This window comes from Halomonas sp. BC04 (assembly GCF_000568385.1).
Genome location: NZ_AZQX01000239.1, coordinates 1 through 11,529 on the forward strand (window position 1 = coordinate 1; position 11,529 = coordinate 11,529).

Genomic DNA, 11,529 nt, shown 5'->3' on the forward strand with positions numbered 1-11,529 from the left:
GCATGACCCATTCAGCAGCCAAGCCCCGCCGCGGGCGTCCCCCCAAGTCGCCTCGGGCCGATCAGGACACGCGCGCCGCGCTGATTCGAAGCGGCACCGAGGTGCTGACCGAGCAGGGGTTCACGGCGTCCGGGATCGACGGCATTCTCAAGCGAGTCGGCGTCCCCAAGGGGTCCTTCTACTACTACTTCTCCAGCAAGGACGCCTTCGGCCTCGCCATCCTGGAGCATTACGGGGCCTATTTCGCCAACAAGCTGGATCGCCACCTGTTGAACACGCAGCTACCGCCGCTTCGTCGAATCGATGCCTTCGTGGCCGATGCCAAGACCGGGATGGCGCGTCATGATTTTCGGCGGGGATGTCTGGTGGGGAACCTGGGGCAGGAGGTCGGCAGCTTGCCGGATGCGTATCGACACCGGCTGCAGGAGACGCTGGATGATTGGCAGCGGCGCCTGGCGGGTTGCCTGGAAGAGGCGCAAACGGCAGGTGAGCTTTCCCGGGACGCCGATTGCAGTCTGCTTGCCGAAGCTTTCTGGATCGGCTGGGAGGCGCCGTGATGCGTTCTCGGCTGGCGCGCAGCGTCCGTCCCATGGAGATCTTCATTCAGTGCTATCTAGAGGGTCTGCCTCGGTAGCCCCATTTTCACGACATTAATTAGTCGATCGGTCTATAAGGGAGAAAGGCGATGTTCAAGGCAATCTTGATCGAGAAGCAGGATAAAGGCCAGCAAGTCGCCATCCAGACGCTGGACGATTCGCAACTTCCCGAAGGTGACGTCACCGTACGGGTTGAATGCAGCACGCTGAACTACAAGGATGCCCTCGCCATTACCGGCAAGGGACCGGTGGTCAGGCAGTTTCCCATGGTGCCGGGGATAGACCTGGCAGGAACAGTGGAAGAGTCTTCATCTGCTGAATTCAAGGCCGGTGACAGCGTTCTGCTCAATGGGTGGGGCGTGGGTGAAGCGCACTGGGGCGGCCTGGCTGAAAAGGCACGCCTCAAGAGCGATTGGCTGATTCCCCTGCCAGCGGCGTTCAGCGCTCGCCAAGCCATGGCCATCGGCACTGCCGGCTACACGGCGATGCTTGCCGTCATGGCGCTGGAGCGTCAGGGCGTCGTGCCGGACCGGGGAGACGTGCTGGTGACCGGTGCCAATGGCGGCGTAGGGAGCTATGCCATCGCGCTGCTGTCGCGGCTGGGCTATCGGGTCATCGCCGCCACGGGACGGCCCCAGGAGGCAGCCTATCTGCGTGAGCTGGGGGCACAGGAGATCCTGGATCGCAGCGAACTGTCGGAGCCCGGTCGGCCCCTGGGGAAGGAGCGCTGGGCGGGGGCCATTGACTCGGTAGGTAGCCACACTCTGGCCAATGTCCTGGCCTCCACGCAGTACGGTGGCACGGTGGCAGCCTGTGGCCTGGCCCAGGGGATGGACCTTCCCGCCACCGTCGCGCCGTTCATCCTGCGAGGCGTGACGCTTGCCGGTATCGACAGTGTCATGAAACCTCGCGTGGAGCGAATCGAGGCATGGCGTCGCCTGGGTGAGCTGCTCGATCCCGCTCAACTCGATGCCATTACCCAGACCGTAGGCCTCGATGAGGCCATCGACAAGGCAGGGGAGCTTTTGAAGGGCCAGGTGCGTGGAAGGGTCGTCGTCAGCATGCAGTAGTTCACTCGTCTCCGACAAAATGAGGGATTGCCGACCAACCAAGCGTTCGCTAGGGTTGGTCGGTAGCTACTCCACAAGAACGCGACTAACCAGGAGCCCCACATGAGCGAAAAGCTGATCGATTTAGCGGATAGCGCCGGCATCGTGCGCCTGACCATCAACCGCCCCAAGGCGTTGAATGCCCTCAACAGTGCCTTGCTGACCGAACTGGAAGCGGTGCTGACGGAGCTCGAGAAGCGCGATGACCTTCGCGGCGTGTTGATCACCGGGTCCGGTGAAAAGTCCTTTGTCGCCGGTGCCGATATCACCGAGATGCGGGACAAGACGCCGGAACAGGCGCGGGCGTTTGCCAGCCAGGCGCTGCGTACCATCAAGCGACTCGAGCTGTTGCCGGTGCCGGTGGTCGCCCTGGTGAACGGGTTTTGTCTTGGCGGCGGCTGCGAGCTGGCGCTGGCCTGCGACTGGGCCGTAGCCAGCGACAATGCCATTTTCGGCCAGCCCGAGGTGTTGCTGGGCGTGATTCCGGGTTTCGGTGGAACCCAGCGCTTGCCGCGCCGGGTCGGCCCGGCCATGGCGCTGGATCTCGTCACCACCGGTCGCAAGATCGATGCCCAGGAGGCCTTGCGCATCGGTCTGGTCAATCGTGTGATGCCCCAGGCCGAGCTCGAAGCCTATGCCGACGAACTGGCCAAGCAGCTGTCCGGCAACGGCCCGCAGGCGGTTCGTGGTGCCAAGCAGGCGGTCCACGATGGCATGGACCAGGATCTGGACAGTGCATTGGCCCTGGAAACGGCCCTGTTCGCCTGCTGTTTCGCCGGTGAGGAGCAGAGTGAGGGCATGAGTGCCTTCGTCGAGAAGCGCAAGCCGAACTTCTGAGGTTTGTGGAAGACGATAAGGCGGCAGTGGCGAACTCGCCATTGCCGCCTTTTTTCGTTCTCCGGTGTCACTGCCGAGTGGTGTTGGGGAGTCCATCGATTCACAGGGTGTGATGGGTGCAGCTCACCAAGGGATTGAAGGGCTCGAGATGGGTGACGCCATTGTCACGAAACCACACGTGCTGGTCGTAGTGGGGTTCGAAGCCGTGTGCCTCGTCGATTGCCGTATCAGGGTTGTTGGCCATGTAGTCCCAGGTGCGGCCAGCGAAGGTGGGTGGCTCGGTATTGCCTGCCGTCTCCCAGGCCTTCTGGAACACCAGGTTCTCGACTCCCACCAGCACCAGTGAACCGTCTTGCTGCGGCTCGTAGAGCAGGATGGCGGGATTGAGAAAGTCGGTATGGGTTCCGGTGCCGTCGATCCGCGGCTCGGTCGCCGTGATGCCCAGCAGGTCGGGGCGGATGTAGTGGATGCCCATGTCACCCAGTTCGGCGGGCAGCCCCTCTTCAGCCGCGCTGACGCATTGGCCGGAGGGGTCCGGGATATAGCCCTCTGCCAGTGCTACGTTCACGTTCTCGAATCTCTGATTGGCAATTCGAATCGACTCGACCAGTGCGGCGACATCTTCACCTACCGGGGTGTCAGATGAATGTGCCAGGCGAGGCCGGAAGCCAGGTTGCCAGTGATTAACAGGCCCGCCAGTGTGGCGCTCAATGTGTTTGTTGTTTTCATGGTTTTATCCCCATGCAGAGTAGACCTGCCGGGTTCATGGACAACCGTCATGGTCCATGGGGATTGTCGTGAGTGAAACGCTGACGCGACCATTCCCGGCATCTTTCTCAGAATAGCAAGCGGAATCCCATGTGCTACGGGACTTTTAGTCTGTAACGTGGCTGAAAGCGTGGTGAAAGAAGCAGGTCATTGCTCCTGGGTGGGTGCCACTCTCCGTCGACGCAGTCGCAGGATGCCGGTGGCGACGGCGGTACCCACCAGGGTGATCGCCATGCCGACCAATATCTGCATACTGAGTCGCTCGCCGAGAAGCAGATAACCCCACAAGAGTGCGCTGACCGGGACCAGGAAAGTGACCGTCGAGGTGGCCGTTGCCCCGGCGCTGGAGATCAGCCCGAAATAGAGCAGGAATGCCACGGTGGTGCTGAACACCGCAAGGCCCAGGCCGTTGGCCCAGGCCAGTCCGCTGATGGGCTCGGTCGGCCACAGCAAGAGGCCGGGTATCAGGAGGATCAGGGCCGACATCGCCGTGCTGCCCGCCGCCAGTACGCGTACCGGCAGGTGCGAGAGATAGGTCTTGGAATAATTGCTGGCGGCGCCATAGCAGAAGGTGGCCCCCAGGGCCGAGAGAATGAACCAGCCATCACCACCCAGAGCGAAGTCCAGGCGATTGGCCGAGAGCACATAGACCCCGACGAAGGCGAGGGCGAGTCCCAGGTACTGCTGGCGCTGTACCGGCGTCGTGAAGAACAGGCGCCCAGCAGCGCGGTGAAGATCGGGGTGGTGGCATTGATCAGCGAGGTGAAGCCTGCCTCCAGGCGCATCGTGGCCAGCGCCAGCAGGACGAAGGGCAGCACGTGGTTGACCAGGCCCAGCAGCAGCAGCCCCCCTTTGTTTTCCCAGACCAGTTTCAGGTAGCGAAGGCTGAGCAGCAGGGGAATCAGCAGCAGGGCACCCACGCCCATCCGCAACAGAATCAGTGGCACAGGGCCGAACTCGGGAACCGCCACCCGCATGAAGATGAATGACATGCCCCACAGCGACGAGAGCAGTATCAGGCGTAGGGTATCGGCCGGCGACATGCGGCATCCTTATGGGTCCCAGGGGGATCCTGTAGGTTACGGTTGAAAACACTGCAAGGGAAGGCTGTGGCCCGAATATATCGCGCTTAACGCCTTTATTGACGTTAACCCTTGTTGATGTCCGCCTTTCTCCGATGGCCGACGGGGAAACGGAATTTCCGGCGAAACTCGCCGGGGCTGAGACGGGTAATCCGCTTGAATACGCGGCGGAAAGCGGCCGTCTCCTCGTAACCTACCTGCCAGCTGATGTCGTCCACCGGCTCATTGGTACTTTCGAGCAGGCGCTTGGCTTCCTCGATGCGAAGCTGCTGCAGATAGTGGACCGGCGAATAGCCTGTCGCCCGCTTGAAGCGGCGGTAGAAGGTCGGCCTTGGCAGATCGCACCGATGGGCCAGGTCGTCGACGGAGACATCCACGGTATCACGGGCATTTAGCCACTCCTGAAGCTGTCGAATGGTGCCGTCGCCATGGTCGGTGGGCGGGACGAAGGGAACGAAGGGGGCCTGGCTGCGGGAGTCCCAGTGGTAGAGGAGAAACTTGCCTATCTCCTGGGCCGCAGTCGGGCTGACATGGCGGGCAATCAGGAAAAGAATCAGGTCCTGCCAGGAGCTGGCGGCGCCGGACATGACGAACTCCCCGTGCCGGCCTGTGACGATAAGCAGCTCCTCGACTCGCAGCCGGATACCGGGGAAATTTTGCCGAAAGGTGGGAGCGAAGGCCCAGTGCGTCGTGGTGTCCAGCCCATCTAGCAGGCCGGTTTCGGCGAGCAGCAGGCGCCGGCGCAGGCCGAGCAGAGGTCGGCACCCTGGGTATGCATGCGCCGCAGCCACGCCACTGTCTCCGGATGCTTCCCGGTTACCCATGCCTGATTCTCGAACAGCATGGAGGCGGTGATGACGATATCGGTGTCGTCCACCTCGCTGATGGCCCGGTGCACCTCTAGCGGCAGGCCACAGGCGCTGGGGAATATCCCCCGTTGGGGACCGACGATCTCGACTTCGAACAGGCGTGTAACGCTGTTCTCCGGCCGTGCCACTACAGCATCGGCAAGCACCAAGGTCTCGTACAGACCGTGGATCGGGGTACCGGTGGATTCTGCCGGCAGCGCAAGCAAGCTGACACGCCTGGGATATACGCTCATCACCATTTTTTTCAGCCCCGCTGATCAGAATGGGCCGTTTCCGATCAGTCTGGCTCTGGTGAGGTGGGCTCGCAAGGCGGATTGTGGGCAGCAGGAGGAAGGCGCAAGCCTGTGCCGGAATCCTGGATAACCCACCATCAATGGCGAGGAGAAAATCATGTTTATCACCATTGAGCACCAGATCCACGACTCGGCCGGGTTTCAGCAGTGCGCCGAGCGTGTCTTTCCGTTGCCGGAAGCGCTCCATGTGCACCAGTTCCTGCCCGCTGAGGACCTGAGCCGTGCCGTCTGCCTCTACGAAGCGCCCTCGATCGATCGGTTTCGCGACTATCTGGATCCACTCCTTGGGCAAACCAGCACCCAGCGTTACTTCCCGGTCGCCGAGGCGCACGCCATCGGGCTGCCCATGCAGCAGTTGGCCTGAATTCCGTATCACCCTGACAACCGAGAGAGGAGGTTGCTATGAAATCCCTGCTGATGACCACCGTCTCCACCCTGACGATAGCCGGAATGGCAAGCCTGGTTCCCGTCCAGGCAGAAGAGGCGCCGGGCTTTATCCAGGAGACCTTCCCCACACAAGGGATCGAGGCGGCCTGGCAGAGCTACCAGTCTGTGTTTCTTGACCCCGATGCGGCCCTGGACACCCGCACCAAGGAGCTGATTGCCCTGGCGGTTTCTGCGCAGGTTCCCTGTGACTACTGCGTCTATTACCACACCAGGGCGTCTCAGGCCCATGGGGCCAGCGACGACGAGATCAGGGGGGCGCTAGCGTCGGCGGCACTGGTCCGCAAGTGGAGCACGATGCTCAACGGGTCACAGTATGACCAGGATGCGTGGCGCCGTGAGGTGGATGCCATCTTCGCGGAGGAGTAAGTGGCGCGCTGGCAGGGCGCGGGCCAGCATGGTGTGAAGCCGGCGTGCGCCCTGCCATGACCGCTTAGTCGGACGTGCCGATCACCAGCCAGCCGTCGTCGTCGAGGCTCAGGGGGACCGGGTCCAGAGCACACCCTTCGCCAAGCCCCCCGATCCCTTCGCCGGTGCGGGCCGAGAAGGTCGCGTCGTGATTGGTGCAGCGCAATTGTTCACCCTCCTGGCTGAGTACGCGCTTGCCGCGCTGGTCGAGGGGCAGGTACTGGTGAGGGCACGCATTGACGAAGGCGAGCGGGGTGTCATCCAGGCGAACCAGCAGCAGCGGAAAGCTGCCACTTTCGCTCTGCAGGGTCAGCGAGCGGGTGTCGCCGGGAGGCAGCTCCTCGAATCGCATGAGGCGCGTTCCCTGCTTGGGTGCACTACGATATTGCTGCCATGCCTGGGACATGCCGTTTCTCCTTATGCTCTCGGGGGTGCCGGCATTGTTACGTATCGGGACCCGCTTGTCAGCGCTCGTGCCGCCCTCGGATCAACCAGACATGGCTGGCCTGGTCAGGTACAAAGGTGCTGTTCACCACGGCGATGTCGCCGTTGTCGTTCACCGCGAGCTTGTGGGTCAACAGCCCCTGAAGGTTGCCGTTGAAGCCGGCCTCCACCACGCTTTCCGGCACGATGCTTGGGGGCGAAAATGTCTCGCCGCCATCCGCTGAGTGCATCATGCCCAGGCCGCGAGGCCGCTGGCGAGGGTCGGGAAACCGCTCCCAAAGCAGGTGAATGTGGCGGCCTTTCACCGTGATCGACGGATATCCCTGACCGGCAGTGCGTTCACTCCCCTCGTCGTGCAGTTCCCTGGGGGCGGTGAAGTGTCCGCCACGTTCCGACCGGGCATAGTGGATGCGGGCCGGGTGCCCGGGGCCATCGGCGGCCTCGGCATAGGCCAGGTGTACGGTACCGTTGGCATCCACCGCCAGGGAGGGGGCGTCCGCGTGCCCCGGGGAAGTAGCGACGGCGGCGGGCTCAGCCAGAATGGCGCCGCTGCTGTCGAGCAGGGTGTAGTGAATGTCGGCGGCGGCGTCCTCGCCCAGGCTCCAGGCCAGATGCACTCTCCCTTCACCATCCACGGCAAGGCTTGGGGCCCGGGCGGGACGGCTGTCGTCCCTGGCGACCGGCTCAGGTTGTGTGAAGGTGCTGCCGCCATCCAGCGAATGGCTGATGTACAGCTCCCCTTCATAGGCCGTCCAGGCGGCCCAGATCGTGCCATCGGGACCTTCGGCCAGATCCAGGCTGCCATTGTCCCAGCGCTGTTCGGTCAGCCGTCCCTTGCCGGCGCCTTCCCGCGACTGCGAGAGATTGATGGGTTCGCTGAATGTCTTGCCGCCATCCTGCGTGCGGGCGAAAAGAATGTCGCCGCCATGGCTGCCGCCGGAAAAGAGGATCTCCTGCCAGAGTACGTAGAGCCTATCGGGATCGTCGCCGGCGATTGTCACGCGAGGAAGCCAGGAGAAGGTATCGCCACTGCGTGATACGTTGGTAGGCTCGCTTTGCTGTGGTTCGCCGCCAGGGTCGATAGACTGAAAGAAGATGTCCTGGTGCGCCTGGTCAACCCAGAGCACGGCAGCGGTACCGTCCTGGCGCAGGGCAACCGTCGGGTCGTCCACGTAGCGAAAGTCCGACTCGTTCATGCGCCATGGCCCTACATGGGCGTCACCGCTGGCGATCGACTGGGCCGGCTGCCAGGTGATGGCATTCTCATCGGCGATAACGGTGGCCGCCAGGGAGAGCAGCAGTGACGTGGTCGCTGCCATGATCGGCTGTCGAAGTGTGGAGGGCGAAGGGTGGCGGGCCAGGCGGCATGTCCGGACGTTGTGCATGGCGTCTCCCTCGTGCGGCTGAGGATGATATCAACGCAGTAAAGCAGCGAGATGGGGCCGCATGATCTAGCCGCTTCTCTGATGAAGGGCAGGGGTGAAGGACAGGTGTGAAGGACAGGTGTGAAGGACCAGTTTGGACGACAGGGGGAGGTCGACGTGAGAATTTCAGGGATCCATCTGTATCCGGTCAAGTCGCTGAAAGGCATTGCCCTGGAGCGTGCGGTACTCGGTGAACGGGGTATTGCCCACGACCGCAACTGGATGGTGGTAGACGATGTGGGGCGCTTCGTGACCCAGCGCCAGGTGCCGACCATGGCCCGGATTGCGGTCCGTCTGGAAAACGACCGGCTGCTGCTGGAACATCCTGGTGTGGCGCCGCTGAGCATCGAGCTGGCGCGCAGCGACCAGCCGACACTGACGGTGTATGTCTGGGAGGATGCCTGTCGGGCCCTGGACGAAGGCGCCGAGGCGTCACGCTGGTTGACGAGCGTCCTGGGTGACTGGAAAGGCAGCGGGCTGCGCCTGGTGCGATTTGCCCCCGACGAGCGTCGCGCCGTGGAGCCCTTCTACCAGCAGGGGGAGAGCGCCCACACCGCCTTCGCCGACGGCTATCCTTTCCTGATCGCCTCGCAGGCGTCACTGACGGCGCTCAATCAGGTGCTGCAGGGCAAGGGACTGGCGCCACTGCCCATGAACCGCTTTCGCCCGAATATCGTGGTGGAGGGAGCCGCTCCCTTTGCCGAGGACGGCTGGAGTGAGCTTGCCTCCTTCGAAGGAAATTACCGCTTCGGTATTCGCAAGCCCTGCCAGCGGTGCAAGATCACCACGGTGGACCAGTCGAGCGGAAGCATCGCTACTCCCGGCGAGCCGCTCAAGACGCTGATCGAGATGCGGACCCAGCCGTTTCGCCCCGGGGCGTACTTCGGCCAGAATGCCACCCTGCTCGAAGGCCGGGACCAGCTCATCGCCGTCGGTGACAGTCTGGTCGGCTGAGCCGCCCGGCAGATCTTGCAATCCGAAAAAAGCCCGCAGGGAGCGGGCATCAAGGCAAGGGAACTCACGACTGCTATGCAGGGACCTGTGAGTCGTTGCTAGTGTAGCTGTCTGTTTGCTGTTCGCATGTCAGTCCATGGACTCACTTTCTGTACGATATGGCTTACGCCAGATATTGTGCCGGGCAGGAAGTCATGTGCGGTTACCTAAGCTATGATGGCTGCCCATGTCTTGTCTGCAGGAGGACTTATGAGCTTTTACGTCTATCTTTCGGGTGAAATTCACACCGACTGGCGTGATGAAATTCAGCGTGGCGCCGAGGCGGCCGACCTGGATATCGTCTTCACCTCGCCGGTGACAGACCACGCGGCCAGCGATGCCGCCGGCGACCACCTCGGGGTGGAGAGCGATCCCTTCTGGCGCGACCACAAGTCCTCCAAGGTCAACGCCATCCGCACCAAGACGCTGATCGAACAGAGTGACCTGGTGGTGGTGCGCTTCGGCGACAAGTACAAGCAGTGGAACGCCGCCTTCGATGCCGGATACTGTGCGGCGCTGGGCAAGCCTTATATCACCCTGCATGGCGAGGAGATCATCCATCCGCTCAAGGAAGTCGATGCCCAGGCCATGGCATGGACGACCACCACCGATCAGGTGGTCGAGATCCTCCGCTACGTCACCAAGGCCTGACGTCTGGCCCACCCAGTCCCAAGTACGAGCTGGCCATTTCGTTGCTCGTCTTGGGGCTACTTCAATGGAAGTCGAGCCGATTCCACCCGGGCACCCGGCCCGCCCATGATGCGATGCAATATATGCTAGTCTGGAGAATGGTCACCGACGGTTCGCCGATAGCTATTGTCATCATGGAGGCTCAGTCCCATGGCGCAGAAATCCCGGTTGGCACCCCAAAACGAGACCCCTACGCTGCTGCCCGCTGCCGATGAGCGGCCCAACCCAGGCTACTACGCCACCCATGCGCTGGATCGCGCCTTCAAGGCCAACCTGGCGAGAATGACCGCGGGCATCACACCTGCCGGTCTCGCCAGCGTCTACGTCGAGTGGTGGACGCACCTGGCGCTTTCACCCGGCAAGCAACTCGAGCTCGGTGAAAAGTTCGTGCGCAAGTCCAATCGCCTGGCCCGGTACGCCGGTCGCCTGGCCTGGAACCCGGAGACGCCGGCCTGCATCGAGCCCATGGCCCACGATCGCCGCTTTCGCGATGACGCCTGGCAGCAGTGGCCCTATAACCTGATCCATCAGTCCTTCCTGCTGACCCAGCAGTGGTGGCACAACGCCACCACCGGCGTGGAGGGCGTGTCGCCGGCGCGGGAGCAGGTGATCAACTTCGTCACGCGCCAGTTGCTCGATCACGCCTCGCCCTCCAATACCCCCTGGCTGAATCCCGAGGTGACGCGTGCCACGTTGGCCTCCGGCGGCTGGAACCTGGTCGAAGGCTGGCAGAACTTCCTCGAGGACGGGGAGCGTGCCCTCTCCGGAAAACCACCGGTGGGAGCGGAGGCCTACCGGGTGGGGGAGAACCTGGCGGTTACCCCCGGCCAGGTCGTCTACCGCAACCATCTGATGGAGCTGATTCAGTACGCACCGACCACCCGGCAGGTTCAGGCCGAGCCGGTGTTGATCGTGCCGGCCTGGATCATGAAGTACTACGTGCTCGACCTGGCCCCGGGCAAGTCGCTGGTGGAGTACCTGGTCGACCACGGCCATACGGTATTCATGATCTCCTGGCGAAACCCCGGCTCGGAGGATCGTGACCTGGGCATGGATGACTATCGTCGGCTCGGCCCCATGGCGGCGCTGGAGGTGGTTACCGAGATCACCGGCAGCCCCCGTGTCCATGGCGTCGGCTATTGCCTGGGAGGCACTCTGCTCTCCATCGCCGCTGCCGCCATGGCGCGTGACGGCGACAAGCGCTTGGCTACCCTTACTACTCTGGCCACCCAGGTGGACTTCACCGAGGCCGGGGAGCTGATGCTGTTCATCGGCGAGAGCCAAGTGTCCTACCTGGAGAACATGATGTGGGGCCAGGGTTATCTGGACGGTTACCAGATGGCCGGCGCCTTTCAAATCCTGCGCTCCAATGACCTGATCTGGTCGCGGGTGGTGCATGATTACCTGCTCGGCCAGCGCCAGCCGATGAACGCGCTGATGGCCTGGAATGCCGATATCACGCGGCTACCCTACCGCATGCACAGCGAATACCTGCGTCGGCTGTTTCTCGACAACGACCTGGCCAGCGGTCGCTATCAGGTCGATCATCGTCCGGTAGCGATCCAGGATATT

The 11,529-nt window shown here is 62.8% G+C and carries 13 protein-coding genes and 1 pseudogene; 8 read left to right on the plus strand and 6 right to left on the minus strand.

The features are described from left to right. From acuR to Q427_RS16425, 3 genes are all read left to right on the plus strand, one after another. The coding region (gene acuR, locus Q427_RS16415; protein ID WP_231613738.1) for an acrylate utilization transcriptional regulator AcuR at nt 1-557 on the plus strand (557 nt) is incomplete at its 5' end. A 128-nt stretch (nt 558-685) separates the two neighbouring features. Further along, nucleotides 686-1,666, plus strand: a complete 981-nt coding sequence (gene acuI / locus Q427_RS16420) for an acrylyl-CoA reductase (NADPH) (protein WP_043515896.1) — start codon at nt 686-688, stop codon at nt 1,664-1,666. A 102-nt stretch (nt 1,667-1,768) separates the two neighbouring features. Then, complete coding sequence (locus Q427_RS16425) at nt 1,769-2,542, plus strand: enoyl-CoA hydratase-related protein (RefSeq protein ID WP_043515898.1); 774 nt, start codon at nt 1,769-1,771, stop codon at nt 2,540-2,542. Between the two features lie 100 nt (nt 2,543-2,642). Here the strand turns inward: Q427_RS16425 and Q427_RS16430 are convergent, their stop codons facing one another. From Q427_RS16430 to Q427_RS32445, 4 genes and pseudogenes are all read right to left on the minus strand, one after another. Next, the gene (locus Q427_RS16430; protein ID WP_051496455.1) at nt 2,643-3,110 is read right to left on the minus strand and encodes a hypothetical protein; all 468 of its coding nucleotides are present in this window, start codon (nt 3,108-3,110) and stop codon (nt 2,643-2,645) included. A gap of 347 nt (nt 3,111-3,457) precedes the next feature. Next, a pseudogene (locus Q427_RS36350) lies at nt 3,458-4,353 on the minus strand (DMT family transporter). Between the two features lie 104 nt (nt 4,354-4,457). Next, nucleotides 4,458-5,183, minus strand: coding sequence for a GlxA family transcriptional regulator (locus Q427_RS16440; RefSeq protein ID WP_197030693.1), 726 nt, complete (start codon nt 5,181-5,183; stop codon nt 4,458-4,460). Further along, nucleotides 5,099-5,494: a hypothetical protein gene (locus Q427_RS32445; RefSeq protein ID WP_197030694.1), complete on the minus strand. Its 396-nt coding sequence runs from the start codon at nt 5,492-5,494 to the stop codon at nt 5,099-5,101. Before Q427_RS32445 ends, Q427_RS16440 begins: the two co-directional genes overlap by 85 nt. Before the next feature lie 157 nt (nt 5,495-5,651). Between Q427_RS32445 and Q427_RS16445 the strand changes: the two genes are divergently transcribed. Together Q427_RS16445 and Q427_RS16450 are read left to right on the plus strand one after the other, a co-directional pair. Then, nucleotides 5,652-5,918, plus strand: coding sequence for a hypothetical protein (locus tag Q427_RS16445; protein ID WP_043515902.1), 267 nt, complete (start codon nt 5,652-5,654; stop codon nt 5,916-5,918). Nucleotides 5,919-5,956: 38 nt separating this feature from the next. After that, on the plus strand, nt 5,957-6,367 hold the full coding sequence (locus Q427_RS16450) for a carboxymuconolactone decarboxylase family protein (protein WP_043515903.1): 411 nt from the start codon (nt 5,957-5,959) through the stop codon (nt 6,365-6,367). A gap of 64 nt (nt 6,368-6,431) precedes the next feature. Here Q427_RS16450 and Q427_RS16455 read toward each other — a convergent pair whose 3' ends face one another. Both Q427_RS16455 and Q427_RS16460 read right to left on the minus strand, forming a co-directional pair. Then, the gene (locus Q427_RS16455; protein WP_043515906.1) at nt 6,432-6,812 is read right to left on the minus strand and encodes a Rieske (2Fe-2S) protein; all 381 of its coding nucleotides are present in this window, start codon (nt 6,810-6,812) and stop codon (nt 6,432-6,434) included. Between the two features lie 58 nt (nt 6,813-6,870). Beyond that, entirely contained in the window at nt 6,871-8,235 is a 1,365-nt protein-coding gene (locus Q427_RS16460) for a sialidase family protein (RefSeq protein WP_051496456.1), read from the minus strand. A gap of 156 nt (nt 8,236-8,391) precedes the next feature. Here Q427_RS16460 and Q427_RS16465 point away from each other — a divergent pair, with 156 nt between their 5' ends. The 3 genes from Q427_RS16465 to Q427_RS16475 all read left to right on the plus strand — a co-directional run. Further along, complete coding sequence (locus Q427_RS16465) at nt 8,392-9,228, plus strand: MOSC domain-containing protein (protein ID WP_043515918.1); 837 nt, start codon at nt 8,392-8,394, stop codon at nt 9,226-9,228. Nucleotides 9,229-9,477: 249 nt separating this feature from the next. Beyond that, entirely contained in the window at nt 9,478-9,918 is a 441-nt protein-coding gene (locus Q427_RS16470) for a YtoQ family protein (protein WP_043515908.1), read from the plus strand. A gap of 189 nt (nt 9,919-10,107) precedes the next feature. Next, a partial coding sequence (locus Q427_RS16475) for a PHA/PHB synthase family protein (RefSeq protein ID WP_081786047.1) occupies nt 10,108-11,529 on the plus strand: 1,422 nt, incomplete at its 3' end.

Bases quoted from the DNA above. Each gene is read 5' to 3' on its own strand.
- Q427_RS16455 (WP_043515906.1), bottom strand. From the start codon at position 6,812: ATGTCCCAGGCATGGCAGCAATATCGTAGTGCACCCAAGCAGGGAACG.
- Q427_RS16445 (WP_043515902.1), top strand. From the start codon at position 5,652: ATGTTTATCACCATTGAGCACCAGATCCACGACTCGGCCGGGTTTCAG.
- Q427_RS16425 (WP_043515898.1), top strand. From the start codon at position 1,769: ATGAGCGAAAAGCTGATCGATTTAGCGGATAGCGCCGGCATCGTGCGC.
- Q427_RS16470 (WP_043515908.1), top strand. From the start codon at position 9,478: ATGAGCTTTTACGTCTATCTTTCGGGTGAAATTCACACCGACTGGCGT.
- Q427_RS16450 (WP_043515903.1), top strand. From the start codon at position 5,957: ATGAAATCCCTGCTGATGACCACCGTCTCCACCCTGACGATAGCCGGA.
- acuI (WP_043515896.1), top strand. From the start codon at position 686: ATGTTCAAGGCAATCTTGATCGAGAAGCAGGATAAAGGCCAGCAAGTC.
- Q427_RS32445 (WP_197030694.1), bottom strand. From the start codon at position 5,494: ATGAGCGTATATCCCAGGCGTGTCAGCTTGCTTGCGCTGCCGGCAGAA.
- Q427_RS16460 (WP_051496456.1), bottom strand. From the start codon at position 8,235: ATGCACAACGTCCGGACATGCCGCCTGGCCCGCCACCCTTCGCCCTCC.